Origin of the sequence: Variovorax humicola, from assembly GCF_037889915.1 — a bacterium.
GTDB lineage: Bacteria > Pseudomonadota > Gammaproteobacteria > Burkholderiales > Burkholderiaceae_C > Variovorax > Variovorax humicola.
The window spans coordinates 55,427-78,970 of the sequence record NZ_JBBKZV010000026.1 but is presented as its reverse complement, the minus strand read 5'-3'; the positions used below and the strand labels follow the sequence as shown (position 1 = coordinate 78,970).

At 66.8% G+C, this 23,544-nt stretch carries 22 protein-coding genes; 9 read left to right on the top strand and 13 right to left on the bottom strand.

The annotated features are described in order from the left end of the window. Nucleotides 1-15: 15 nt before the first annotated feature. Together WKW80_RS28155 and WKW80_RS28150 are read right to left on the bottom strand one after the other, a co-directional pair. Nucleotides 16-621, bottom strand: coding sequence for a methyltransferase domain-containing protein (locus WKW80_RS28155; RefSeq protein WP_340366889.1), 606 nt, complete (start codon nt 619-621; stop codon nt 16-18). Between the two features lie 83 nt (nt 622-704). Continuing rightward, nucleotides 705-1,964, bottom strand: coding sequence for an MFS transporter (locus tag WKW80_RS28150; protein ID WP_340366888.1), 1,260 nt, complete (start codon nt 1,962-1,964; stop codon nt 705-707). Between the two features lie 73 nt (nt 1,965-2,037). Here WKW80_RS28150 and WKW80_RS28145 point away from each other — a divergent pair, with 73 nt between their 5' ends. After that, nucleotides 2,038-2,736 carry an ArsR/SmtB family transcription factor gene (locus WKW80_RS28145; RefSeq protein ID WP_340366887.1) on the top strand — a complete coding sequence of 233 codons (699 nt, stop codon included), beginning with the start codon at nt 2,038-2,040 and terminating at the stop codon, nt 2,734-2,736. 49 nt (nt 2,737-2,785) lie between these two features. On the opposite strand, the gene WKW80_RS28140 is transcribed toward WKW80_RS28145, so the two are convergent. Then, entirely contained in the window at nt 2,786-3,658 is an 873-nt protein-coding gene (locus WKW80_RS28140) for a LysR family transcriptional regulator (RefSeq protein WP_340366886.1), read from the bottom strand. Nucleotides 3,659-3,733: 75 nt separating this feature from the next. On the opposite strand from WKW80_RS28140, the gene WKW80_RS28135 reads away from it, so the two are divergent. From WKW80_RS28135 to WKW80_RS28105, 7 genes are all read left to right on the top strand, one after another. After that, nucleotides 3,734-4,600, top strand: coding sequence for an HpcH/HpaI aldolase/citrate lyase family protein (locus tag WKW80_RS28135; protein ID WP_340366885.1), 867 nt, complete (start codon nt 3,734-3,736; stop codon nt 4,598-4,600). 29 nt (nt 4,601-4,629) lie between these two features. After that, nucleotides 4,630-5,607: a tripartite tricarboxylate transporter substrate binding protein gene (locus WKW80_RS28130; RefSeq protein ID WP_340366884.1), complete on the top strand. Its 978-nt coding sequence runs from the start codon at nt 4,630-4,632 to the stop codon at nt 5,605-5,607. Nucleotides 5,608-5,614: 7 nt separating this feature from the next. After that, entirely contained in the window at nt 5,615-6,817 is a 1,203-nt protein-coding gene (locus WKW80_RS28125; RefSeq protein ID WP_340366883.1) for a CoA transferase, read from the top strand. After that, nucleotides 6,817-7,692, top strand: coding sequence for an amidohydrolase family protein (locus tag WKW80_RS28120; protein WP_340366882.1), 876 nt, complete (start codon nt 6,817-6,819; stop codon nt 7,690-7,692). Before WKW80_RS28125 ends, WKW80_RS28120 begins: the two co-directional genes overlap by 1 nt. A 21-nt stretch (nt 7,693-7,713) precedes the next feature. After that, nucleotides 7,714-8,673 carry a Bug family tripartite tricarboxylate transporter substrate binding protein gene (locus WKW80_RS28115; protein WP_340366881.1) on the top strand — a complete coding sequence of 320 codons (960 nt, stop codon included), beginning with the start codon at nt 7,714-7,716 and terminating at the stop codon, nt 8,671-8,673. A gap of 110 nt (nt 8,674-8,783) precedes the next feature. Beyond that, entirely contained in the window at nt 8,784-9,095 is a 312-nt protein-coding gene (locus WKW80_RS28110) for a hypothetical protein (protein ID WP_340366880.1), read from the top strand. A 258-nt stretch (nt 9,096-9,353) separates the two neighbouring features. Further along, the gene (locus WKW80_RS28105; RefSeq protein WP_340366879.1) at nt 9,354-9,899 is read left to right on the top strand and encodes a DUF3455 domain-containing protein; all 546 of its coding nucleotides are present in this window, start codon (nt 9,354-9,356) and stop codon (nt 9,897-9,899) included. A 133-nt stretch (nt 9,900-10,032) separates the two neighbouring features. Here the strand turns inward: WKW80_RS28105 and WKW80_RS28100 are convergent, their stop codons facing one another. Genes WKW80_RS28100 through tauA form a run of 4 tightly spaced genes read right to left on the bottom strand, consistent with a single transcriptional unit; the run spans nt 10,033 to nt 13,570 of the window. After that, nucleotides 10,033-10,803 (bottom strand): TSUP family transporter, encoded by a 771-nt coding sequence (locus WKW80_RS28100; RefSeq protein ID WP_340366878.1) that lies wholly within the window; start codon nt 10,801-10,803, stop codon nt 10,033-10,035. A 30-nt stretch (nt 10,804-10,833) separates the two neighbouring features. Next, on the bottom strand, nt 10,834-11,700 hold the full coding sequence (locus WKW80_RS28095) for an ABC transporter permease subunit (RefSeq protein WP_340366877.1): 867 nt from the start codon (nt 11,698-11,700) through the stop codon (nt 10,834-10,836). Beyond that, entirely contained in the window at nt 11,693-12,508 is an 816-nt protein-coding gene (locus WKW80_RS28090) for a taurine ABC transporter ATP-binding protein (protein WP_340366913.1), read from the bottom strand. The genes WKW80_RS28095 and WKW80_RS28090 overlap by 8 nt, the downstream gene beginning before the upstream one ends. Before the next feature lie 30 nt (nt 12,509-12,538). Then, nucleotides 12,539-13,570 (bottom strand): taurine ABC transporter substrate-binding protein, encoded by a 1,032-nt coding sequence (gene tauA / locus WKW80_RS28085; RefSeq protein ID WP_340366876.1) that lies wholly within the window; start codon nt 13,568-13,570, stop codon nt 12,539-12,541. A 126-nt stretch (nt 13,571-13,696) separates the two neighbouring features. Here tauA and pdxR point away from each other — a divergent pair, with 126 nt between their 5' ends. Then, the gene (pdxR, locus tag WKW80_RS28080) at nt 13,697-15,196 is read left to right on the top strand and encodes a MocR-like pyridoxine biosynthesis transcription factor PdxR (RefSeq protein WP_340366875.1); all 1,500 of its coding nucleotides are present in this window, start codon (nt 13,697-13,699) and stop codon (nt 15,194-15,196) included. A 3-nt stretch (nt 15,197-15,199) separates the two neighbouring features. On the opposite strand, the gene WKW80_RS28075 is transcribed toward pdxR, so the two are convergent. From WKW80_RS28075 to WKW80_RS28050, 6 genes are all read right to left on the bottom strand, one after another. Then, entirely contained in the window at nt 15,200-16,855 is a 1,656-nt protein-coding gene (locus WKW80_RS28075) for a cobaltochelatase CobT-related protein (RefSeq protein WP_340366874.1), read from the bottom strand. A gap of 67 nt (nt 16,856-16,922) precedes the next feature. Beyond that, entirely contained in the window at nt 16,923-17,903 is a 981-nt protein-coding gene (locus WKW80_RS28070) for an AAA family ATPase (RefSeq protein WP_340366873.1), read from the bottom strand. 14 nt (nt 17,904-17,917) lie between these two features. Further along, a complete protein-coding gene (locus tag WKW80_RS28065) occupies nt 17,918-18,967 on the bottom strand; it encodes a YeiH family protein (protein WP_340366872.1) in 1,050 nt (349 codons plus the stop codon). After that, nucleotides 18,964-19,971 (bottom strand): bifunctional enoyl-CoA hydratase/phosphate acetyltransferase, encoded by a 1,008-nt coding sequence (locus WKW80_RS28060; RefSeq protein WP_340366871.1) that lies wholly within the window; start codon nt 19,969-19,971, stop codon nt 18,964-18,966. Before WKW80_RS28060 ends, WKW80_RS28065 begins: the two co-directional genes overlap by 4 nt. A gap of 128 nt (nt 19,972-20,099) precedes the next feature. Continuing rightward, nucleotides 20,100-21,923 carry a sulfoacetaldehyde acetyltransferase gene (gene xsc / locus WKW80_RS28055; protein ID WP_340366870.1) on the bottom strand — a complete coding sequence of 608 codons (1,824 nt, stop codon included), beginning with the start codon at nt 21,921-21,923 and terminating at the stop codon, nt 20,100-20,102. Nucleotides 21,924-22,091: 168 nt separating this feature from the next. Continuing rightward, nucleotides 22,092-23,531 carry an amino acid permease gene (locus WKW80_RS28050; protein ID WP_340366868.1) on the bottom strand — a complete coding sequence of 480 codons (1,440 nt, stop codon included), beginning with the start codon at nt 23,529-23,531 and terminating at the stop codon, nt 22,092-22,094. Nucleotides 23,532-23,544 lie beyond the last annotated feature (13 nt).

Sequence of the window (23,544 nt, the reverse complement as noted above, 5' to 3'; positions counted from 1 at the left end):
AGGGTTAGCTCACCGTCACTCCGCCGCGCATTCCAAAGCAAACACTTGCGCGTCTGAGCGTCGGCTGATCCATACGCCGCCACCAAGCTCCCTGAACTGCCGAGACAACCCGCGACGGTACACCTCGGCGCGGTGGCGAAAGAGGTGCGGGTCGGTCCGGTCTTCATCCACCATGTCGCGTTCGTAGTCCTCGCGCGCCACGACCTCCATGTAGAGGGCCCCTTCGCTCAGGGTTCCGAGATTGGCCAACGCGCGTTTCAAGTCTGGCGGGCTGAGGTAGGCCAGCACGCCTTGGCAAATCACGAAATCGAACGGCCTGCTGGCCTGGTAGTCCACCACCGAACCGCGCTCCCATCCGTAGCGCTCGCACAGGTATTCGCTGAACTCGACACCGAGATAGCTGGCCTGCGGGAAATGCTGCGCCACGATGTTGCGCCATACCCCGACCCCGCAGCCTACGTCCAGCACCCGACGCACTGGTACGCGCAGGTATTTGAGATAGGAGCACACAAAGTTGCCCAGGCGTTCGACGTGCCGCGGATCCAGCACCTTGGTCTTCTTGTCGAAGTAATAGCGCTGATAGTAGGACTGGTCGAAAGTGTCGGCGCTGACTGATTCCATGCAAGGATCCCTTTAGCAACCACGGTGCTGAAGATTATGTGGCGACATGCAGGAGCGGCCGGAACCAGCGTGCGCAAGGCTTTTCAACGGGCCTTCAGGCGCGAGATGGCGAGCACGATTCCCGCGGCGGCAAGGTTGCCAAGAATGCTCGCGGCAATTACCAGTGTGTAGCTGTGCGTGAAGTCGAACACGAAGCCGGCCGCGCTGGGCCCCACGAGCGTGCCGAGCGCCACGGCGGTGTAGAGCACGCCGATGATGGCGCCGATGCTCCTGCCGCCAAAGTAGTCCGCCACGAGCGCGGGCAGCAATGCCACGTAGCCGCCATAGAACACGCCGAAGGCCAACGCGAACACGGCGAGCCCTGCCGCGCCGCTCGACATTACCCAGACCAGCATCGAGGCCGCCATGCCGGCATACATGAGCAGCAGGGCCGGCTGGCGCCCCATGCGGTCGGCGAGGTTGCCGAGCATGAAGCGCCCGGCGGTGCTGCCAACCCCGATCGCCCCGAGCAGCAGCCCCGCCGACGCCTGCGCCACGCCATGGTCGAGTGCATAGGGCATCAGGTGTACGAACGGCACGAACAAGCCGAACGATGAGACCAGGCACGCCGCATACAGGCCGGCGAAGCGCGGCGTCTTCAGCGCCTGCATCACCGAGTAGCCCTCCGAGGCAGGCAGCGCGGCATTACCCGACGATGAAGTGGGTGAGAGGTCGCCGTCCGGAAGCAGGCCGCGTGCGCGCGGATCGTCGGCGATCAGCACCGCCATGCCGACGCCGACCACCAGGGCCAGCGCGCCGAGTAGCAGGTAGGCCGTGCGCCAGCCCCATTCCGCGATGAGGAACGAGGCGAGCGGCGGCATCACCAGCGTGCCGACGCCGATGCCGCTCACTGCCAGGCCGGATGCGAAGCCGCGCCGCCGTGCGAACCAGCGCTGGATGGTGCCCAGCGCCGGCACGTAGGCCAACCCGACCCCGAGGCCGACGCCGAGCGCATACGCCGCGTAGACCTGGCCGAGCGTGCGCGCCAGGCCGGCCAGCGCGAGCCCGGCCCCGGTGAGGACCATGCCGGCCATCACCAGGCGGCGCGCGCCCCACCGGTCGGCCAGCGGGCCGCTCAGCACGCCGAGGCCGAAGTACAGGAAACCCGCCAGCGAGAACACCAGCGACACCGAGCCGCGCGACGCGGCGAACTCGGTCTGCAGCGACCCGACGAAAGCGCTGAAGGTGTAGGCGCTTCCGAAGCCGACGAAGGTGGTGGCGAACGCCGCCGCGACGACGACCCACCCGTAGAAGAAGGCCGGCTGCCTGCCCTGCAGGTCCGGCGTTGTCGTGTGTGGGGGCATGCGAGTCCTTTCTGGACATGAACACGCATTGTGCTCACCATTGGCACCTGCACACTTCATCTTCAGGTGAAATATGAATGACGCGCCCGAGATCCCCCGCATTGCCGCGCTGCTGGCCGATCCGGCGCGTGCCAGCATGGTCTGGACGCTGATCGACGGCACCACGCGTCCCGCCGGTGAACTCGCGTTCGCGGCCAACGTGTCGGCCCAGTCGGCGAGCGCCCATCTCGCGAAGCTGGTCGAGGGCGGCCTGCTGGTCGCCGAGTCGCAGGGGCGGCATCGCTACTTCCGCATCGCCGGCGCCGATGCGGCGCACCTGATCGAAAGCCTGGCGTCGTTCAGCGCCAAGGCCGCACGGCGTGTGCCGCCGCAGCCGGCCCTCGTGCGCGCGATGCCAAGCCACTTCCTGCATGCACGTACCTGCTACGACCATCTCGCGGGCGAAGTCGCGGTCGAGATCCTGGAAGCGATGCGCCAGGCCCGTTGGCTGGTCGAGGACGGCCCGCAGTACAAGCTCACCCGTCTCGGCAAGGGCCAACTCGCTGCGTTGGGCGTCGACGCCGGCAGCGAGGGCCGCGGCCGGCGCGCATTCGCGCGAAGCTGTGTCGACCTGACCCAGCGACGCCCGCATTTGGCCGGCGCGCTGGGGGCGGCCTTGCTTGACCTCTACACGCGCGAGGGCTGGATCGTGCGGGCGCCGCGCTCGCGCGTGGTGAGCGTTTCACCAAAAGGCGCAGCTGCGTTCTCGAGAGTTTTTGGTCTCGCCGTTTGATGACCAAGGCGACTCGATGCACCGGTGGTTCGAGCAACAGCGCGCCGACTCACGCAGGGGTCACCGTACTGGCGCTTGCGACAAGTCCCTGAACCAGCCGCAACCTTGCTGACGACCGCAACCACAGAATGCCGAACCGCCGGGCCTCCGAACGAAGCGGCAGCGCGATCTTCGCGATGCGCTGGCCGTCCAGCAGCGGCGACGCGATGTCCGGCACGATCGACACGCCCAGCCCCCGGTCCACCATCATCGCGATGGCCAGCAGCGAACTCAGTTCGAAGCGTTCCTGCGGCACGATGCCGGCGGCGCGCAGGTAGCGATCGGCCTGCTTGCCGCCGCCCAGGTTGCGGTCGTAGCGGATCAGGGGAGAGGTTCGCAGCAGCTCGTGCGGATCGCGCCGCGCGAGCCGGTTCGGGGCCAGCAGGACGAGCGGCTCTTCCCGCAGCAGCGACCAGTCGAAGGTCTTGGGGAGCGCGAAGTGGGGATACAGGCACACCGCCGCATCCAGTTCACCCTGTTGCACTGCCTTGTGCAGCGTCGCGGTGGTGCCCGACTGCAGGAACACCTTGACGCCCGGATGCGTCTTCACGAAGTGCGCCAGGATGTCCGGCAGCACACTGTGCAGCGCAGTGTTGATGGTGCCGATCTGCAGTTCGCCGCCAACCGCGTCGCTGCCCAGCAACGCCTTGATGTCGCTCACCTCGCGCAGCACGCCACGCGCGCGCTGCACAAGTTGGTGACCGCCTTCCGTCGGCTGCACCGTGCGTCCGGCGCGTGCCAGCAGGGGAGCGTTGAGTTCGCGTTCGAGCGTGCGGATCTGCTGCGCCACCGCGGCCGGGGTGAGGTCGAGCCGGCGGGCCGCCTCGGACATCGAGCCGCACTCCACCACCAGAAGGAAGCTCTGCAGGTAGGCTGTTTCCATGAAGATAGATTTTCTATGATCTGATCGTACGAAGCATGTGTTTTTCTTTCTTCATTGGTGGCAGACACTGCCTCCATGAGAAGCAAGCTGTTTGTACCGGGCACCCGCCCCGAGCTGTTCAACAAGGCGCTGGCGAGCGCCGCCGACGGCATCTGCCTCGACCTGGAGGACGCCGTATCCGAGTCGCGCAAGGACGAGGCTCGCGACATGGTGCGGGAACTGCTGCAGGGCATCGCCACCGACACCGGCAAGACCGTGATCGTTCGCGTCAACGCCATGGACACGCCGCACTTCGAGCAGGACGTGATAGCCGTCGTGCAATCCGGCGTGCACCTGCTCAACCTGCCCAAGCCCGAGAGCGCCGCGCATGTACGCACGGCCGTCGCGGCGATCGAACGTGCCGAGAGGGCCAACGGCGTCGACAAGCCGGTGGGCCTGCTGCTCAACATCGAGACCCCTGTGGCGCTGCGCATGGCCGCGGCGCTGGCGCTGGCCGACGCACGCGTGGTCGGCCTGCAACTCGGACTCGGCGACCTGTTCGAGCCGCTGGGCATCGCCCGCCGCGAGCCGGCTGCGATCCAGCAGGCGATGTTCGCGACCCGCATCGCGGCAGGCGAAGCCGGCATCTATGCGTATGACAGCGCGTTTGCGGACATTCGCGACGCCGAGGGCTTCCGCGCCGAGGCGATGCTGTCGCGGCGCATGGGCTTCCTCGGCAAGACCTGCATCCACCCCAGCCAGGTCGCCATCGCCAACGAGGTGTTCCGCCCCACCGACGAAGAGATCGCGCATGCGGTCAAGGTGATCGAGGCCACGCGCGACGCCGACGCCAAGGGCGTGGGGGCCTACGTGGTCGACGGAAAGATGATCGACATCCCCTTCGTTCGCCGCGCACACGCCATCGTCGCCAGCGCGCGCACCCTTGGCCTGCTGGCCGCCTGATCACCTTCTTCACTACTTCAGAGACAAGAATGCCGAAGCTCATTTCATCGCCCCTGCGCAGGATCGCGCTCGCGTGCTGCCTCCTCCCCACGCTTTGCTTCGCGCAGGGCGCCTGGCCGACGAAGCCGATCACCATCGTCGTGCCGTACCCCGCCGGTGGATCGAACGACACCTTCGCCCGCCAGATCGCCAGGGAACTGGGCGAAGAGATGAAGCAGCCGGTGATCATCGACAACCGCCCGGGCGCCAGCGGCAACACCGGCACCGGCCAGGTTGCCAAGGCCGCGCCGGACGGCTACACGCTGGTGGCCGTGTCGTCCAGCATGACGACGAACGCGGCGGTGCAGCCCAGGATTCCCTACGATCCCAGCAAGAGCTTCGCCCCGGTCGCGATGTTCGCCAAGGGCCCGTTCATCGTGGCGGTGAACAACGACTTCCCCGCGAAGACGCCGACCGAGCTGATCGCAGCCATCAAGGCCAAGCCCAACCAGTACAACTACGCCTCGTCGGGTTCCGGCAGCGTGAACCAGTTCGGCACCGAACTGCTGAAGGCGCAGGTCGGCAAGCTCGAGATCACGCACATCCCCTACAAAGGCATGGGTCCGGCCGTGACCGACCTGGTTGGCGGGCAGACGCAGTTGCTGATCTCGAGCGGCCCGTCGCTGCTGCCGATGGTGCGCGCCGGCAAGCTGCGCGCGGTCGGCATCACGAGCCTGAGGCCCAGCGCGATCGCGCCCGACCTCACGCCGATGGCCACGGCCGTGCCGGGCTACGAGTTCGAACTGTGGTGGGGCCTTCTCGCGCCCGCGGGCACCCCGGCCGAGATCGTCGGCAAGCTCAACGGCGCCGTGAACAAGGCGCTGGCCACGCCGGCGCTTGCGGCCAACTTCCTCAAGGAGGGCGCGATCGCCACGCCGCTTTCGCCCGACCAGTTCGGCAAGGTGATCGCCGACGACGTGGTGCGCTGGAAGAAGCTGGCCTTGCAGCAGAACATCACCGCAGATTGAGGACCACATGAACGCCAACGCCAACGCCAACGCCAACGACCTGGTCCTGCCCTCACGCACCGGACCGAAGGGCCCGCTGTCCGGACTGCGAGTGCTCGACCTGAGCGCCTACATCGCGGGGCCCTATGGCTGCTCGCTGCTGGCCGACCAGGGCGCCGAAGTCATCAAGATCGAGCCTCCCACGGGCGACAACCTGCGCAAATACCCGTCGACGCTGGAGGCCGAGAGCCGTGCCTTCATCGGCGTCAATCGCAGCAAGCTGGGCGTGGTGCTCGACCTGAAGGCCCCGGACGACCATGCGGCACTGATGGCCCTGGTGCGCACCGCCGACGTGCTGGTTCACAACTTCCGGCCCACCGTGCCGCCCCGGCTGGGCATCGCCTACGAGCAGCTCAAGGTCGTCAACCCGCGGCTGATCTATTGCAGCGTGACTGGCTACGGCGAGACCGGCCCGATGAAGGACAAGGCTGGCTACGACCAGGTGTTGCAGACCATGACCGGCATGTGCGCCTTGCAGGGCAAGCGCGGCGAACCACCCGAGATCCTCTATGGCTCGGTGGTCGACTACTACGCCGCAGCGCTGGTGGCGGGTGGCGTGGCCTCCGCGCTGTACGAGCGCGAGAAGAGCGGCCAGGGGCAGTTCGTCGGCGTGTCGCTGCTGCGTGCCGCTCTCACGATGCAGTCGGCCCGCATGGTGTGGGCCGAGGGTGAGCCCCGGGAAGTGGGGCGCGACATGCGATCCGGGGGCATCACCGGCATCCATCCGACGAAGGAAGGCCACATCTACATCTCCGCCAACACGCCGCACTTCTGGAAGGCGCTGTGCGACAGGGTGGGACTGCCCGAACTGGCCGTCGACGAGCGTTACGACAGCGTGCGCAAGCGGGCGCAGCACTTCACCGAGATTGTGCCGAAGCTGCACCGCGCGCTGGCCGCACGCACCGCGCTCGAATGGGAAGATCACTTCGGTGAAGCGGTGCCTTGCGCGGCGGCACGCACGGTCGAGGACATGTTCGACAACGAGCAGGTACTGGCGGAGGACATGGTGGCCAGCTTCGACCATCCGACGCTGGGCTCCTACCGTGGCTTCACGCGGCCGATCAAGTTCGGCCGCACCCCTGGGCCTCGGCCTTTCGCGGCTCCGACGCTGGGGCAGCACACGGCCATGGTGGCCGCTTCGCAAGGACAAGGCTGCGACGCGGACGCCTGATGAGCGCCCCATGCCCCTTCCCCAACAGCAGCGGCACCGGCAGTCCGCGCACCGCCGTGCCGTACGGCGCCTGCGATGCGCACATGCACGTCCATGACCGCCGCTTCGCTACCATCGGCGCACCGGACGCCCTCGTCGAGCACGCCACCGTCGACGACTACCGCGCGCTGCAACGACGCATCGGCACCCGGCGCGCGGTCATCGTGCAGCCCCGCGTGCATGGCACCGACAACACGGTCACGCTGGCGGCGATCGCAGCGCTCGGGCTGCAACAGGCGCGCGGCATCGCCGTGGTCCGGCCCGACGTAACGGACCACGAACTCCAACGCCTGCATGCCGGCGGCATCCGCGGCATCCGGTTCACGCTCTACACGGCCACCCATGCCGCCGTCGACTTCTCGATGGTCGAGCCGCTGGCCCAACGGGTGCATGCGCTCGGCTGGCATGTGCAGTTGCACTGGAGCGCGGACCAGATCGCCGAGCACGCGCCGCTGCTGGCGCGCCTGCCCGGCACGGTGGTGTTCGACCACCTGGCCCGCCTGCCGCAGCCCGAACCGCAAGCGCATCCCGCCTTCGCGGTCGTGAGCCGGCTGCTCGACAACGGGCGCACCTGGATCAAGCTGTCGGGCGCCTATCTCAACTCGGCGGTCGGTGCCGAAGCCGGCTATGCCGATACCGATGCGATCGCCCAACGCTGGGTCGATCAAGCTGCCGATCGCCTGGTCTGGGGCAGCGATTGGCCGCACTCGACCGAACCGACCGACAAGCCGGACGATGCCGCGCTGTTCGATCTGCTCGCGCGATGGGTTCCCGACGAATCCATGCGGCACCGCGTGCTGGTCGAGAACCCCGCACAGCTCTACCAATTTTTCTGAAACCAGAAACCGGGACATCCCATGACGAAAAACCTCCTGAAGTCCGTCGCGGCCCTTGCGGCCTGCGTTCCCTTGCTGGCCTCGGCAGCCTGGCCCGACAAGCCCATCCGCATGGTTGTGCCCTATGCGGCAGGCGGCGGCGCGGACAGCACCGCGCGCATCGTCGCGCAACAGATGAGCGTCGCGCTGGGCCAGCAGATCGTCATCGACAACAAGCCCGGCGCCGGTGGCGTGATCGGCGCGGACAATGTGGCCAAGGCGCCCGCCGACGGCTACACCGTGCTGTACGACGCCTCGGCCTTCTCGGTCAATCCGTCGCTGCGCAAGCTGCCCTTCGACGCGGCGAAGGATTTCATCCCCGTCTCGCTGGTGGCCACGGCGCCGCAGATTCTCGTGGTGCCCGCGAGCGCGCCCTACAAGAATGTTGCGGAGTTCCTCGACTTCGCGCGCAGGAATCCGGGCAAGCTGACCTTTGCGTCGGCAGGTGGCGGCACCGGCTCGCACCTCGCGGGCGAGGCGCTGAACGAGCAGGCGAAGATCGGCCTGCTGCATGTGCCGTACAAGGGCGGCGCGCCGGCCCTGACGGACCTCATGGGCCAGCAGGTGTCGACCTATTTCGGCAACGTCGCGTCGACCTTGAGCTACGTCAAGTCAGGCAAGCTGCGTGCGCTGGCCGTCAGCTCGGCCAAGCGCGTGCCCAGCCTGCCCGATACGCCGACCCTCGCGGAGTCGGGCCTGCCCGGCTACAACGTCGTCGAATGGAACGGCGTGTTCCTGCCCAAGGGCACGCCGCCGGACATCGTGCAGAAGCTGGGCAAGGCGGTGCAGGCGTCCGTGAGCGACCCGAAGGTCAACGACAAGCTGCTGCAGCTTGGGCTCGTGCCCGCTGGCACGTCGCCCGAATCGTTCGCGAAGTTCGTGCAGGACGAAAGCGCTCGAGTCAATGCGCTGGTCAAGGCACGAAACATCCAGGTGGATTAGGAGCCCGTTGCAGCCTGGCGTGGCGCCGAGGTCAAGCCGCCGATGAGTCCATTGGCACGACCATCCTGAAAATACTCGCATACTGCGGTACCCACCCATGGAGGTTGAAGATGGCCCAGCACGCAATCACGGCTGTTCACCACAGCGGCGGCAAGATCGATCTCGTCGCCATTCACACGGTGAAGGATCAGGAGTTCGGCTCGAAAGAACTGTCGCTTGGCGCGGCACGGCGCATCAGCGTCGGCGAATGTGCCAATCTTGTTGCTGCCGGCGAGGAAGTTTGCATATTGCGGCGCACCGAGAGCCACAGCTGGGAGATCGTTTGTGACGTCAAGGCCGTGCCGGGTCTGAACGAGATCGTGGGCGTCGATATTGTCGGGCGGCCCAACGATGCCCTGCAGGGCCTGCCAGGCTGGGACTAGTGGTCGCCGGCGATCGCCGTGCCGGGCCGAAGTACATCCACTTCACGGGTCGGGTTGCTCGTTGTCATACTTTGCGGATGTAGCGCATGCGTGTTCTCTCGAGGTCGGGCACCGAGGTGAACACGCCGCGCGCGACAAGGAAGTCGCTCGGCGATGCGATTGCGCGACGCGGTGATAAAGTTGATTCGGCAGCATCAGGAACCTTCTCGCTCGACTTCCAGATACTGGGATGAAGGGCTCGTTCGAGGAAGACCCACCATGCAGACATTCCATTCGAACGTCCTCGTCTCGGCGACGGCGTTGTTCGCGGTGGCCGGCTGTGCTATGAGCCCGGTCACGATCCCGGCAGATCTTCCCGCGCCGCTACGGGCGCCGGCAGGTCAGATCGCATTCGTCGAGGCACTGGCCACGGGCGTGCAGATCTATGAATGCGCGCCCAGGCCCGGTGAATCGTCGGCCTTCGCGTGGACCTTCCGCGCGCCCGAGGCCACACTCAGCGATCGATCGGGCCGCGCGCTCGGCAAGCACTACGCCGGACCGACGTGGGAGTCTGTCGACGGAAGCAAGGTCGTCGGACAGGTGAAGGCGAGCGATCCGGGGCCGGACCCGGCGGCGATCCCCTGGCTGCTGCTGACAGCCAAATCGTCCAGTGGCACGGGGACCTTCGCTCAAGCGGCAAGCATCCAACGGGTGAGGACGGTCGGGGGTATCGCACCCACCGAGCGTTGCGAGGCGGCGAATGCCGCGAAGATCGCGCGCGTGCCCTACACGGCCACGTACTACTTCTATCGCGTGAGTCCGTAAGACGCCGGATTGTTCCGGCGTTGGCGGGCGACGAACTCTCGAGGCGACACCCGAACAAGACTTCAGCCTCGTGCGGGACGGAATCGAGTCTGAACCCGCGGGCCTTCGTGGCGCTGACGATGCGTCCTTGAATTCAGCTCAGGTTGCGCGCATAGGTCGCTGCAACCGGCACGACCAAGCCAAGGCCGGCCAGCACGAGCAGCGCACACACCAGCCCGCGCACGGTCCGCGATGACCAGTCGGGCGGGTGGCGCTTGATGAGCCAGGTCAACACCAGCACCACGGGCATCGCCAGCAGGCTGAGCCCTGCCGCATGGGTGCTGAACTGGCCCGTCGGCACCGTCATCGCCAGCCGCAGCAGTGCGTTGAAGGCGAAGATCATGACGAGCGTCTGCCGCACGGCGAGCGGATTCATGGGCTGCCGATAGAACTGGTAGACCAGCGGGGGACCTGCACTTGAAAAAAGCCCGCTCATCAGCCCCGACGCCAGGCCGAACGCACAAAAACTGGTGCGCGACGAGCGTTCGCGCAAGGGCGCCGAGCGCGCCACAAGTGCTGTGGCGCAGGCGAGGATCGTGATACCGAGCAGCACGCGCAGCAGCAACACGACATTGCCGCTGAGCCAGCCGAGCAGGAAGACGCCGATCACCACGCCGACGCCGCTGCCCAGCGCCGTGTCGCGCAGCGTCGCCAGGTCGATGGACTTTCGCGATCCCCTGAGGACGACCGAAGCCTGCACCAGCGTCAGCACGCTGGCGACGTTGGCCGCGTCGGCCAGCGGCGCGAGGTGAAGCACCCCGACAAGTCCCAGCAGGATCAGCCCGAAGGCAAAGCCCGTGAGCGACTGCGCGCAGGTCGCTATGCCCACGCACGCCAGGAACAACACCACCTGCATCGCGTCCATGTTGCTGCTCCTGTGCGACCGGCTTGGGCCCTACACCTTGCCCTTCCAGGGCACCAGCACCTTTTCGAGATGACGCATCAGCGCGTCGAAGCTGAAGGCGAACAGGCCGATCACGATGATCCCCATGATGACCACATCGCTCGCCAGGAACTCCGCCGCGTTGAGCACCATGAAGCCCAACCCGCGGTTCGAGGCCACCATCTCACCCGCCACCAGCGTGGTCCAGCCCACGCCGATGCCGATGCGCATGCCCGTGAAGATCTCCGGCAGGGCCGACTTCAGGATCACATGCCAGATCACCTGTGAACGCGTCGCGCCCATCGAGTAGGCCGCGTGGATCTGCTCGGTGGACACCGAGCGTACGCCCGAGCGCGCGGCAATCGCCATGGGCGCGAAGATGGCCAGGAAGATCAGGTAGAGCTTGGAGAACTCGCCGATGCCGAACCAGATGATGACCATCGGCAGGTAGGCCAGCGGCGGCAGCGGCCGGTAGAACTCGATCAGTGGATCGAAGATGCCGCGCGCGACCCGGCTCACGCCCATCATCACGCCGATAGGGATCGCGGTGAGGCAGGCCAGCGAGAAGGCACCGAACACGCGGTACAGGCTCGTCCACGTGTGCTCGAACAGGGTGGCGCCCGCAAAGCCCTCGGTCGCTACCTGCATGAACTTCGCGAACACCGCCTGCGGCGACGGCAGGAAGAGCGGCTTGACCCAGCCCATGTTGGTGACGAGCACCCACAGGGCGAGCGTGACGATCACCGTGCCCGTGGCGATGGCGCCGGCCCGACCCTGGCCCGGTGCGCCGAACTGCTCGCCCGGGCGCACCGAGCGCTTGGCAAATGTGCGCGTGATGAAGCTGCCGCCGTGCGGCGCCTTGATGGCAATGTCAGACATGGCTCAACTCCTTTTGTGCTTCGCCGGCACGTTCGTCGCCGTAGATGATGCCGAGCACCGTCTCGCGCATCTGGATGAAATCGGGGCTGGACTTGACGGCTCGCGCGTCTCGCGTTTGCAGGAAGCGCTTGTTGAAGTCGAGTTCGTACCGGTGGGTGATGCGGCCGGGACGGGGCGACATCACGATCAGGTGGCTGGCGAGGAACAGCGCCTCTTCCACGCTGTGCGTGATGAAGAAGAACATCTTTTGCGTCTTCTGCCACACGTCCAGCAGAAGCTCCTGGATGGTCTCGCGTGTCAGCGCGTCGAGCGCAGCCATCGGCTCGTCCATCAGCAGCATGGCCGGATTGCAGGTCAAGGCGCGTGCAATGCCCACGCGTTGCTGCATGCCGCCCGAGAGCTGGTAGATCATGTGCTTGTGGAAGTCCTGCAACCCGACGAGCGCCAGATTTCGGGCCGCCCGGTCGCGCCGCTCGGCCTTGGGCACGCCCTGCAGCTTGAGCCCGAACTCGGTGTTCTCCATCACGCTGAGCCAGGGCAGCAGCGCATGCTTCTGGAAAACGACGCCGCGGTCGGAGCCCGGCCCCTGGATCGCCCGGCCGCCCAGCAGCAGATCGCCGCTCGATGCCGAGATGAAGCCCGCCATGAGGCTGAGCAGCGTGGTCTTGCCGCAGCCCGACGCGCCGAGCGCCACGACGAAATCGCCGCGGTTGATGGTCAGGTCGATGTGATCGAGTGCGTGGACCTGCTCGGTGCGCGTGCGCCCCGGATAGGTGACGCTCACGTCCTTGACCTGGAGTTGTTCCATTGCCATGGGATGTCTCCTTGAGGTGTCCGCTTACTTGAGCTGCAGCGCCGCTTCGGCGTACTTCGCGGTGACGAACTTGCTGTAGTCGCCCGACACCGCGTCGATGCGCTTTTGCTCGAGCAGGAAGTCCGCCGTCGCCTTCAGGGCTTTGGCGGCGCCGCCGGCCTGTCCGCCGCCGAGCCACGCGGGCGACGCCTGCTGTTCCGCGCTCGGATAGGCGTAGAGCTTGAGCGCGTCGGAACTGGCCTTGGCGTCGCCGCCGATCTTGCCGGCGATGGCCTTGGCGGGCGCCGACTCGGGGCCCCATGCGGCCGGATTGGCGCGGTAGGCGGCATCCGCATCGGCCACGGCCTTGACGAACTTCGCCATGAAGTCCGCATTCGCCTCGGCGAAGGGACGGCTCACGGCCATGCCGTCGAAGGTCGCCTTGCCCTTCTTGCTCAGCTCACCCGACGTGATGAGGACCTTGCCGGTCTGCTTGATGCGCGCGAGCGCCGGGTCCCACACGAATGCCGCATCGATGTCGCCGCGCTCCCAGGCCGCCGCGACCTGGTTGGGCTGCATGTTCAGCAACTGCACCTCGCTGGGCTTCAGTCCCCATTGCTCCAGCGCGAACATGGTGTGGAAATGCGTCGTCGATACGAAGGGCACACCCAGCTTCTTGCCCTTGAGGTCGGTGGGCTTGTCGATGCCCGAGCCATTGCGCACCACCAGTGCCTCGGCCTCGTTGATGTCGTCCAGGATCCAGAACAGCTGCAGGTCCAGTCCGCGGCTCACGGCCGCAGCCAGCGGGCTGGAACCGATGACGCCGATTTGCACGTCGCCCGACGCCATGGCGGTGGCCACCTTGGCGCCCGATTCGAATTGCCGCCAGTTGATCTTGTAGCCGGTCGATTTCTCGATCGTGCCGCTGGTCATGGCGACGATCATCGGGCCGGCGATCTGCTGGTAGGCGACGGTCACTTCGCGGGATTGCGCGAGCGCAGGGCCCGCGCCGCTCACGGCCGATACCATGCCGAATGCGAGGGCGCACCGGCTGAAAAGTTGCTTGAGGGTTCGCATCGATGTCTCCGTTGTGGTGAGGGGTCAACGGCAGTGTCTTCACGAGGGCTTGCGGCCAGTGGTGCCAGATGTGCTTAATCGCTGATACCAAGGCACCATGCTGGCTTGAACGAAATAGGGCGACGAATGGCACAACACCTGAAAGACGTGATGTGGAAGCAGCTGCTGCAGCGCTCGGCACGCGAGAACATGAGCCTGCAGGGGCAGATCCGAGAGATGCTGGTGGCGTCGATCCTCGACGGTCAACTGCCGGCCGGCGTGCCGATTCCATCGAGCCGCGAGATGGCCGAGCAGCTTGGCGTCGCGCGCAACACGGTGGTGCTGGCCTACCAGCAACTGGCGGACGAGGGCTACCTGGTGTCGCGCCAGCGCAGCGGCCATTTCGTGAACACCGACATGGTGGCCGCGCGGCTCGGCTTGCGCGCGCGGCCGGCGCAGGACGAGATCCAGGCGACGGACTGGGCTGGGCGCTTCCGGCTGCATCCCTCGCGCCAGCGCAGCATCGTCAAGCCCTCGGACTGGCAGAAGTACCCCCATCCCTTTCTGTACGGCCAGTTCGACGCCGCGCTGTTCCCTACGGCCGATTGGCGCGAGTGCTGCATCAAGAGCTTGAGCGTGCTCGACATTCGCGACTGGGCGCCCGATCAGATCTCGCGCGACGACGAATCGCTGGTGCAGCAGATTCGCACGCGAGTGCTGCCCCGGCGCGGCGTGTGGGCGTCGGCCGACGAGATCGTCATCACGGTCGGCGCGCAGCACGCGCTCTACATGATTGCCGACCTGCTGGTGCGCGAAGGCACGCGCGTGGGCATGGAGGAACCCGGCTACCCCGACGCACGCAACATTTTCGCGAGCCGCACGTCGCAGCTGAGGCCGCTGGCGGTCGATGCGGAAGGCCTGCCGGTGACGCAAGCGCTGCGCGATCTTGATTTCGTCTACGCCACGCCCAACCACCAGTGCCCCAGCACGGTGACGATGCCGCTCGCGCGCCGGGAGGCCTTGCTGAAGATGGCCGATGACGCCGACTTCATCGTCATCGAGGACGACTACGAGAGCGAGAACCGTTTCGACGGCGAGCCGATTCCCGCGCTCAAGAGCCTGGACCGCAGCAACCGCGTCATCTACGTGGGCAGCCTGTCCAAGACGCTGGCACCCGGACTGCGCATGGGCTACGTGGTCGGCCCGGCAGAACTGATCACCGAACTGCGCGCACTGCGCCGATTGATGCTGCGCCATCCTCCCGCCCTGATCCAGCGTGCATTTGCCTTGTTCCTGTCGCTGGGGCACTACGACGCGCTGCAGCGACGGCTTGCCACCGCGCAACGCGAGCGCTCGGACTTGCTGCGCGCGGCGCTGGCGCAGTACATGCCGCAATGCACGGTGATGCCGGCCTCGGGCGGCGGTTCATGCTGGGTTTCCTTGCCGGAGCGTTTCGATGCCAAGGAACTGGCCGCGCAGGCGCGCGACCGCGGGGTGCTGATCGAGCCGGGCGAGGTGTTCTTCATGACCGAGCCGCCGCCGCAGCAGCACTTTCGAATGGGTTACTCGTCCATCGTGCCGGCGGCCATCGAACCGGGGGTCAAGCTGCTCGCCGAGCTGGTGCGCGGCTTCGAGCACAGGCGCTGAAATTCAGCGCCGCGCGATCATGGCGACGATCTCGCTGAACACTTCGTTGCGCAGCGGGGCCACCGCGTCGATCACCCTGTTGCGGCGGTAGTAGGGGCTCAGGTCCAGGCCCACGCCCACACCATAGACCTCCACGCCGCCCTGCTGCGCATGCCGCGCGACCACTTCGCGCAGATGGTGGTCGAGGTAGTGCGCGTCGTTGGCCAACTGGGTCGCGCTGTCCATGGGGCTTCCGTCGGAGATCACGATCAGGAGGCGCCGTCCCTCGCTGCGGCCCCGCAGGCGCGCGCATGCCCAGTCGATCGCTTCACCGTCGACGCCTTCGCGGAAAAGGTCGGACTTCAGCAGCGCCGCGATGTCGGGCCGCGCACGGCGCCACGGTGTGTCCGCGTCCTTGAAGACCATGTGGCACGCCTCGTTGAGCCGGCCGGGATGCGCGGGTCGGCGTGCACGCTGCCAATCGCGCAGAGCCCGACCGCCGTTCCACGCCCCGGTCGTGAAGCCGAGCACTTCGCTGGCGACGCCCGCCTGTTCGAGGGCGCGCGCGAACACGTCGACGAGCATGGCCACCGTTTCGACGTGCTGCTTCATCGAACCCGAGCAGTCGACGAGGAAGCTGACCACGCCATCGGCCGCGGGTTCCTGTCGCTCGATGCGGAACAGGCGCCGCTCTGTCGGCGAGGCGATGAGTTGCGACAACCGACGTCCGTCGATGCTGCCTTCTTCCTGCGAGCCTTCCCATTCGTTGCGCGAGTCGACGGCAAACACTGCCTTGAGTTGGCGTGCCAGGCGCGCGACGTTGAGGCCCTGCCGGGCGATGCGGCGATCGAGTCGCTCGCGGTATTCAGTCAAGAGCGCGGCGCGCACCAGCGTCGCTGCCTTCACTTCGACGTCGTAGGCGGTGGTGAAGACGCGGTAGCCATCGTCGGCTTCGTCGAGCACGCGGCTGTGGCCGCTGCTCGCCGCGGTCACGCCATCGTCGGGTTCGCCTTCGAAGTCCATCCAGAGGCTGAAGAGTCCGCGCTCGTCCTGTTCATGATCGCGGCCGGACGCGTCGTCGTCTTCGTCGGCGGCGCGGGCTGCGTGGAAGGCCTGCGCGACTGCACGGGCGATGGCTAGCGCATGCCGCGCGTAGGCCGCCTGGTCGGCGCGATGACGACGCAGGCCCGCAAGGTCCTGGCCCAGCATCGGCGCCAGGGCCATGCGCGTGGCCTCGATCACGCCTTCGGTGGCGTCGACCACGGGTTGTGCCGTCACGCGTGCACGACAGACCTGCGCCACCGTGTACAGCAGAAGCCCCGTCGCCGTCTCGGTCAGGCCGCTATGGTGAAAGGCCAGCGACCACTGTTCGTGGCGATGCCGCAGGTTGCGCAACAGCCCCGGCATGTTCCCCGGCGCCATTGCCTCCACGCGAATCTGCTCCAGCAGTTCGAACACCGTGCGCGCGACCGCGTCAGCGGGACACAGGTGCTTGTGCAAGACGGCATCGGACGACGTGAGGCGCAGCGCCATGCCGTCCGCCGCGCCTCGGAAAGACCCGAAGTCGTCGTGTTCGGGCGAGGGATGCAGGTGCGCAGCATGCACCGGCAACGCCTCGTTCCCACGAAACAGCCGACGCCCGCGAAAGTGCAATGCCGCATCGCCGCTTTCTGCCCTCATCGAGGCCGCGCAGAGTTCATCGACCTTCTGCTGGTGGCGAGCGGAGGCCCGTGTCACGCTCACCGGATCACCCCGCCTGCATCGCAAGCTGGTGCGACTCGTCGAGCTCGCGATCGAAGCAGCGCTGGAAATACTCGGCCACGATGGCACGCTCGGCCTCATCGCACTTGTTGACGAACGAAAGCCGGAAGGCCAGCGCCGGGTCGCGGAAGATCTCCATGTTTTCCGCCCACGTGATGACGGTGCGCGGCGACATCAGCGTCGACAGGTCGCCCGCGGCAAAGCCGTTGCGCGTGAGCTCGGCGACGGCCACCATCGAATCGATGAGCTTGCGGCCGGCGGCGTCGGCAAACTGCGGCACGCGCGCCTGCACAATGGCGATCTCTTCGGGGCGCGGCAGGTAGTTCAGTGTCGCGACGATGTTCCAGCGATCGATCTGCGCGTGGTTGAGCCGTTGCGCGCCGTGGTAGAGGCCGCTCAGATTGCCCAGCCCCACCGTGTTGGCCGTGGCGAAGAGCCGAAAGCCCGGATGCGGACTGACGACGCGGTTCTGGTCCATCAGCGTCAGCTTGCCGTCGCGCTCCAGGATGCGCTGGATGACGAACATCACGTCGGGCCGGCCGGCGTCGTACTCGTCGAAGATGAGCGCCACCGGGCGTTGCAGTGCCCACGGCACGATGCCTTCCTGGAACTCGGTCACCTGCTTTCCTTCGCGCAGCACGACCGCGTCCTTGCCGACCAGATCCAGCCGGCTCACGTGGCCGTCGAGGTTGACGCGCACGCACGGCCAGTTCAGCCGCGCCGCCACCTGCTCGATGTGGCTGGACTTGCCCGTGCCATGCAGCCCCTGCACCATCACGCGCCGGCCGCGCGAAAAGCCGGCAAGCAGCGCCAGCGTGACGTCGGGGTTGAAGCGGTAGGCGTGGTCGATCTCGGGCACGTGCTCTTCGCCCTCGGCAAAGGCCGGCACGCGCAGGTCGGTGTCGATGCCGAACACCTCGCGCACGGAGATCATTCGGTCGGGTCGGGCGGCGCTCAGTTCGGTCATGGTGGGTTCCATGGTCATGCCGGACGCAACATGACCGCTGCCAGAACGAAGGCAGCCATCCAGACGGTCTCGACCGCCAGCAGCACGAAGGGCTTCCACCCTGCGCGGGCCAGTTGCGCGAAAGAGGTCTTGATGCCCAGGGCGGAGATGGCCAGCACCAGGCAGGCGCGCGACGCGTCGTTGATGCCGTTCAACACCATCGGGGACATCAGGTTCAACGAATTGACGGCCACCATTGCGACGAAGAGCCACAGGAACCAGGGCACGAGCGCCTGCCTGGCGGGCGCGCGGCCCGTGGCGTGCTGGGCCTGTGCCCGCTCGCGCTGCTTCTTGAAGGCGCTGGAGACCACGACCACGACCACCGTCAGCATCGCCACGCGGAACAGTTTGACGATGGTCGCGTAGTCCCCGGCTTCGTGGCCGAGCGTGTACCCCGCGCCGACCACCTGCGCCACGTCATGGATGGTGCCGCCGATGAAGAGGCCTGCCAGTGCAGGCGAGAGGTGCAGCAGCTGCGCGATCAGCGGGTAGATCACCATCGCCAGCGTCGACAGCACGGTGACTGTGACCACCACCATGAGCGTGAAGCGATCGCCTTCCTTCTCTCGCGGCAGTACTGCCGAGATGGCCAGGGCCGCCGACGCCCCGCAGATGGCGACCGCGCCACCGGACAGCACGCTCTGCGCGCGCGTCAGCCCCAGCTTCCTGCCCAGCAGCACGCCGCACATCAGCGTGGTGACGACCGCCGCGATGACGATGAGCGCCGTGCTCCAGCCGAGCCCCGCGATCTGCGCCGCCGTGATGCGCGCACCGAGCAAACCCACGCCCAGGCGCAGCACGCCGCGCGAGCAGAAGTCGATGCCCGGTTTGGCCTTCACGTCCTGGCTCAGATAGTGAAAGGCCACGCCGAAGAACAGCGCATAGAGAAACTGCGGGCCACCATGCATCGTGGAGACGAAGGTCGCTGCCATCGCCACCACGCCAGCGAGCGCAATGCCCGGCGTGAGGTGGGTCGCGCGGCGAAGGACGCCCTGGCGCTCCAGGGCAACGGATGCACTGGTCATGCGGCTTGCTCCATCGAGGCCAGCCGGCCGGGGGCCGACTCGCAGCTCATCAACACCGCCAGCGCGCATGAGGCGACGCGGCTGGCCACGGAATCCGAGCGGCTGGTGAGAACGATGGGCACGCGCATGCCCAGCACCAGGCCCGCGCATTCGGCGCCGGCCAGGTAGACGAGTTCCTTGTAGATCATGTTGCCGGCCTCGAGGCTTGGCATGAGCAGCACGTCGGGCCGGCCCGCCACCTGCGACACGATGCCCTTGTTGCGCGCCGACGCCAGCGAAATCGCGTTGTCGAACGCGAGGGGCCCGTCGACCAGTCCACCGCGGATCTGGCCGCGATCGGCCATCTTGCAAAGCGCCGCCGCGTCGATGGTGCCGGGGATGGCCGGGTTCACGGTCTCCACGGCCGACAGGATCGCCACGCGCGGTACCTCGATGCCCAGCGCGACCGCGAGGTCGATGGCGTTCTGCGCGATGTCGCGCTTGTCCATCAGCGCGGGCGCGATGTTGACCACGCAGTCCGTCATGAGCAGCGGACGCGCGAGGCCCGGCACGTCCATCACGAACACATGGCTTGCACGGCGGCCCGAGCGCAGTCCCGCATCGCGGCGGACGGCCGCGCCGAGGAGTTCGTCGCTGTGCAGCGCGCCCTTCATGAGCGCTGCCGCCTGGCCGTCGCGGCAAAGTTGCGCGGCCCGGGTGGCGGCCACGTTCGGATCGTCGCAGGTGTCCTGCAGCACGTAGCCGGCGATCGATACACCCGCCTTGGCTGCGGCGGCCTCGATGCGGCCACGCGGGCCGACCAGCACCGGCTCGATCAGCCCGGCCTGAGCGGCGGCATGCGCCGCTTCGATCGACGCCACGTCGCAGGGATACGCCACCGCCACCGCGATAGGGCCGCGGGCGCGTGCCTGCGCGACGAGCGCCGCAAGATGCGCATGCACGGGCGCCGCAGTCGGTGGTGCCGATGGCTCGGCTGCGCTGTCCAGAAGGTAGGAATTGAACATCTTGGGCTTTGTTGGGTCACGTAGAACACAGCGGGAAGGGCCGGGATGGGAAGCGGCAGGCCAGGCCCATCCCGGCCCTTTCCGGGTGGCGGAAAGGGTGGGCACCCCGCAGGGGCGTGTCTACGGTGTCAGACGTAGTCCTTGTACTTCTCGAGCAGGCGCACCGGCTTGGCCAGGGCATCGCGACGGAATGGGTCGCCCAGTTCGCGCGTGCACATGATCTCGACGATGCAGGTCTTGCCTTCATTCATCTGCATGTCGATGGCCTTCTTGAGCGCCGGACCCACGTCTTCCAGCTTGTCGACGGTGATGCCCTCGGCGCCCATGGCGCGTGCAATCTCCGCGAAGCTCTGGTTGTCGAGTTCGCCCGCCACGAAACGCCGGTTATAGAAGTCGACCTGGTTCTTCTTCTCCGCCCCCCATTGGCGGTTGTGAAACACGACGGCGGTCACCGGGATGTCGTGGCGCACGCAGGTCATGGTTTCCATCAGGCTCATGCCCCAGGCGCCGTCACCCGCATAGGACACCGCGGGCCTATGCGGCGCGGCCACCTTGGCGCCGATGATGGTCGGGAAGGCATATCCGCAGTTGCCGAAGCTCATCGCGGCGAAGAAGCTGCGCGGCTTTTCGAAGCGCAGGTAGCTGTTCGCCACGGAGTTGATGTTGCCGATGTCGGTGGAAACCATCACATCCGCGGGCATGGCTTTTTCCAGCTCGCGCAGGACCTGGCGCGGGTGGAGGTAGTGGCCGCCGAAAGGCGTCTTTTCTTTCTTCTGTTCCTCGATCATGTCGAGGCTGAAGGCGTCTTTCTCGTGGGTCCACTCGTCGAGTTCCTTTTCCCACGCGGCCTTCTCGCTGGCGATCCTGGCGGCGCGCTCGGCCTTGGTGGCGTCGCAGGCCAGGGTCTTGTCCGCGAGGCGTCCGGTCAGCGCAATGGCCGCGGCCTTGGCGTCGCCGCAGATACCCACGGAGATCTTCTTGACCAGACCGAGCATCTTGTTGTCCGCGTCGATCTGGATGATTTTCGCGGTCTTGGGCCAGTAGTCCATGCCGTGCTGCGGCAGCGTTCCGAAGGGGCCCAGGCGCGAGCCGAGCGCCACCACCACGTCAGCCTGCGCGATGAGCTTCATCGCGGCCTTGGAACCCTGGTAGCCCAGCGGGCCGCACCACAGCGGATGGCTCGCAGGGAAGGAGTCGTTGTGCAGGTAGCTGTTGACAACCGGCGCGCCCAGCCGTTCGGCCAGGGCCTTGCACTCTTCGACGGCATCGGCCATCACCACGCCGCCACCGGAAATGATGACCGGGAACTTCGCGGTGGCCAGCAGTTCGGCCGCTTCGTTAAGCGTCTTCTCGCCGCCGGGGCCGCGGTCCAGGCGCTGGGGCTTCGGGATCTCGGCGGTGATCTCGCCGTAGAAGTAGTCGCGCGGGATGTTGAGCTGCGTCGGACCCATTTCGGACATGGCGCGGTCGAAGCAACGGCCGGTGTACTCGGCCATGCGCGCCGGATGCGTGACGTGGCCCTGGTACTTGGTGAACTCCTGGAACATCGGCAGCTGGTTGCATTCCTGGAAGCCGCCGAGGCCCATGCCCATGGTGCCGGTTTCGGGCGTGACGATCACGACCGGACTGTGCGCCCAGTAGGCCGCCGCAATGGCCGTCACGCAATTGCTGATGCCAGGGCCGTTCTGCCCGATGACCATGCCGTGGCGGCCGCTCACGCGGGCGTAGCCGTCGGCCATGTGGCCGGCGCCCTGCTCGTGCACGACGGGAATCAGGCGGATGCCGGCTGGCGCGAAGATGTCCATCGCATCCATGAAGGCCGAGCCCATGATGCCGAACATGTCGGTCACGCCGTTGGCGACCATCGTCTCGACGAAGGCCTCGGAGGGCGTCATTTTCTGGGGGCCGACAGCAACGCTGCGGATGTCGACACGGGGTGCTTGCTTGGTCATGTTGAAGTCTCCAGTAGGTCTCGGGGTCGGTTGGGAAAAAGCGGCGCCTGACGCGCCAGGAACAGGAAGCGCGGGTTGGTTCTTGGATGCTAGGGAGGCCTCCCCTGACGCTGTGGAGCCAGGGCGCAACCTTCGATGGAGCCAAGGCCGGGGTCGGCCTTCGGCGTTTCAGCGCTCGAGCGCTCTGACGATCGGCACGGCCGGGGTGGCGCGGCGGCACAACACGGCTCGCACACCGTAGGCGACAAGGAGCACGCCCAGGCTGGCGACGCCCAGCAGCAAGGGCTGGCGCTGCTCGGGAATGAAGGCCATCGCCACCACGATGCCCACCATGCCGACGATGGCGACCCAGGTCAGATAGGGGTAGCACCACATCCGCACACGCAGGCGCTCCGGGCTCTCACGTTCCAGCCTTGCGCGCAGGCGCAGTTGCGAGACGGCGATCAGAACGTAGACGAAGATCGCCACGGTGCCGTAGGAGTCGACCAGGAACTGGAAGACGCGGTCGGGCGACACGTAGGACATGACGACGGAGGCGTAGCCGAACACCGTGCCCACCAGGATGGCGCGCACCGGCACGCCGTTGCGGCTCAGCTTGGTCAAGGCCTTGGGCGCATCGCCGCGCTTGGTCAGTGCGAACAGCATTCGCGAGGAGGCGTAGAGGCCGGAGTTCAGCGCCGAGAGCACGGCCGTGAGCACGATGGCGTTCATCACCGTCGCCGCGCCGGGGATGCCCATGGCGGCCAGTGCACTGACATACGGCGTGGTGATCGCTGGCGAGTTCCAGGGCACGATGGCCACCACCAGCAGGATGGAGCCGACGTAGAAGACGAGCACGCGGGTGATCACCGAATTGGTGGCCTTGGCAACGGCCTTCTCGGGCTCCGCGGCTTCAGCGGCCGCAATCGTCACGATCTCCGCGCCGAAATAGAAGCCGGTCGCCGCCACCGCACCGGTGAGGATCGGCACGATACCGTTCGGCGCAAATCCGCCGTGTGCCGTGAAGTTGAAGAAGCCGGGCGAGTGGGTGCCGGTCGCACTCGTGGGCCACATGCCCAGGACGAAGAGCGTCGCCAGGAAGAGGAACACGATGATGGCCGCGACCTTGATCGAGGCGAACCAGAACTCGAACTCGCCATAGGACTTCACCGAGACCAGGTTGGTCATGGTGAGCAACACGATCAGCCCCAGCCCCAGCACCCACTGCGGCACGTCCGGCAGCCAGAAGGAGACCAGCTTGGCGCCGGCCACGGTCTCGACCGCCACGACGATCACCCAGAAGTACCAGTACATCCATCCGGTGAGAAAGCCTGCCAGCGCACCGCCCGATGGCCGGTCGGAAAAGGCGAGCCGCGCGTACTCGTAGAAAGAGCCGACGGCCGGCATGGCGACCGCCATTTCACCCAGCATTCGCATGACCAGCACGACGAGTCCGCCGGTGAGCAGGAACGAGAGGATGGCGGCCGGGCCGGCCGACTGGATCACCACGGAACTGCCGACGAACAGTCCGGCCCCGATGACCCCGCCCAGGGCGATCATCGTCATGTGTCTTTGCTTGAGGCTGCACTGCAGCCCCGAGGAAGACTTCGAATCGTTTTGCGGTTGCATGAATGTCTCCTGC

Excerpts from the sequence above, each read along its gene's own strand:
- xsc (WP_340366870.1), bottom strand. The coding sequence starts at position 21,923 with ATGACCAAGCAAGCACCCCGTGTCGACATCCGCAGCGTTGCTGTCGGC.
- WKW80_RS28140 (WP_340366886.1), bottom strand. The coding sequence starts at position 3,658 with ATGGAAACAGCCTACCTGCAGAGCTTCCTTCTGGTGGTGGAGTGCGGC.
- WKW80_RS28065 (WP_340366872.1), bottom strand. The coding sequence starts at position 18,967 with ATGACCAGTGCATCCGTTGCCCTGGAGCGCCAGGGCGTCCTTCGCCGC.
- WKW80_RS28075 (WP_340366874.1), bottom strand. The coding sequence starts at position 16,855 with ATGAGGGCAGAAAGCGGCGATGCGGCATTGCACTTTCGCGGGCGTCGG.
- WKW80_RS28060 (WP_340366871.1), bottom strand. The coding sequence starts at position 19,971 with ATGTTCAATTCCTACCTTCTGGACAGCGCAGCCGAGCCATCGGCACCA.
- WKW80_RS28110 (WP_340366880.1), top strand. The coding sequence starts at position 8,784 with ATGGCCCAGCACGCAATCACGGCTGTTCACCACAGCGGCGGCAAGATC.
- WKW80_RS28150 (WP_340366888.1), bottom strand. The coding sequence starts at position 1,964 with ATGCCCCCACACACGACAACGCCGGACCTGCAGGGCAGGCAGCCGGCC.
- WKW80_RS28100 (WP_340366878.1), bottom strand. The coding sequence starts at position 10,803 with ATGGACGCGATGCAGGTGGTGTTGTTCCTGGCGTGCGTGGGCATAGCG.
- pdxR (WP_340366875.1), top strand. The coding sequence starts at position 13,697 with ATGGCACAACACCTGAAAGACGTGATGTGGAAGCAGCTGCTGCAGCGC.
- WKW80_RS28145 (WP_340366887.1), top strand. The coding sequence starts at position 2,038 with ATGAATGACGCGCCCGAGATCCCCCGCATTGCCGCGCTGCTGGCCGAT.
- WKW80_RS28070 (WP_340366873.1), bottom strand. The coding sequence starts at position 17,903 with ATGACCGAACTGAGCGCCGCCCGACCCGACCGAATGATCTCCGTGCGC.
- WKW80_RS28105 (WP_340366879.1), top strand. The coding sequence starts at position 9,354 with ATGCAGACATTCCATTCGAACGTCCTCGTCTCGGCGACGGCGTTGTTC.
- WKW80_RS28095 (WP_340366877.1), bottom strand. The coding sequence starts at position 11,700 with ATGTCTGACATTGCCATCAAGGCGCCGCACGGCGGCAGCTTCATCACG.
- WKW80_RS28120 (WP_340366882.1), top strand. The coding sequence starts at position 6,817 with ATGAGCGCCCCATGCCCCTTCCCCAACAGCAGCGGCACCGGCAGTCCG.
- WKW80_RS28050 (WP_340366868.1), bottom strand. The coding sequence starts at position 23,531 with ATGCAACCGCAAAACGATTCGAAGTCTTCCTCGGGGCTGCAGTGCAGC.
- WKW80_RS28115 (WP_340366881.1), top strand. The coding sequence starts at position 7,714 with ATGACGAAAAACCTCCTGAAGTCCGTCGCGGCCCTTGCGGCCTGCGTT.
- WKW80_RS28130 (WP_340366884.1), top strand. The coding sequence starts at position 4,630 with ATGCCGAAGCTCATTTCATCGCCCCTGCGCAGGATCGCGCTCGCGTGC.
- WKW80_RS28090 (WP_340366913.1), bottom strand. The coding sequence starts at position 12,508 with ATGGAACAACTCCAGGTCAAGGACGTGAGCGTCACCTATCCGGGGCGC.
- WKW80_RS28155 (WP_340366889.1), bottom strand. The coding sequence starts at position 621 with ATGGAATCAGTCAGCGCCGACACTTTCGACCAGTCCTACTATCAGCGC.
- tauA (WP_340366876.1), bottom strand. The coding sequence starts at position 13,570 with ATGCGAACCCTCAAGCAACTTTTCAGCCGGTGCGCCCTCGCATTCGGC.
- WKW80_RS28135 (WP_340366885.1), top strand. The coding sequence starts at position 3,734 with ATGAGAAGCAAGCTGTTTGTACCGGGCACCCGCCCCGAGCTGTTCAAC.
- WKW80_RS28125 (WP_340366883.1), top strand. The coding sequence starts at position 5,615 with ATGAACGCCAACGCCAACGCCAACGCCAACGACCTGGTCCTGCCCTCA.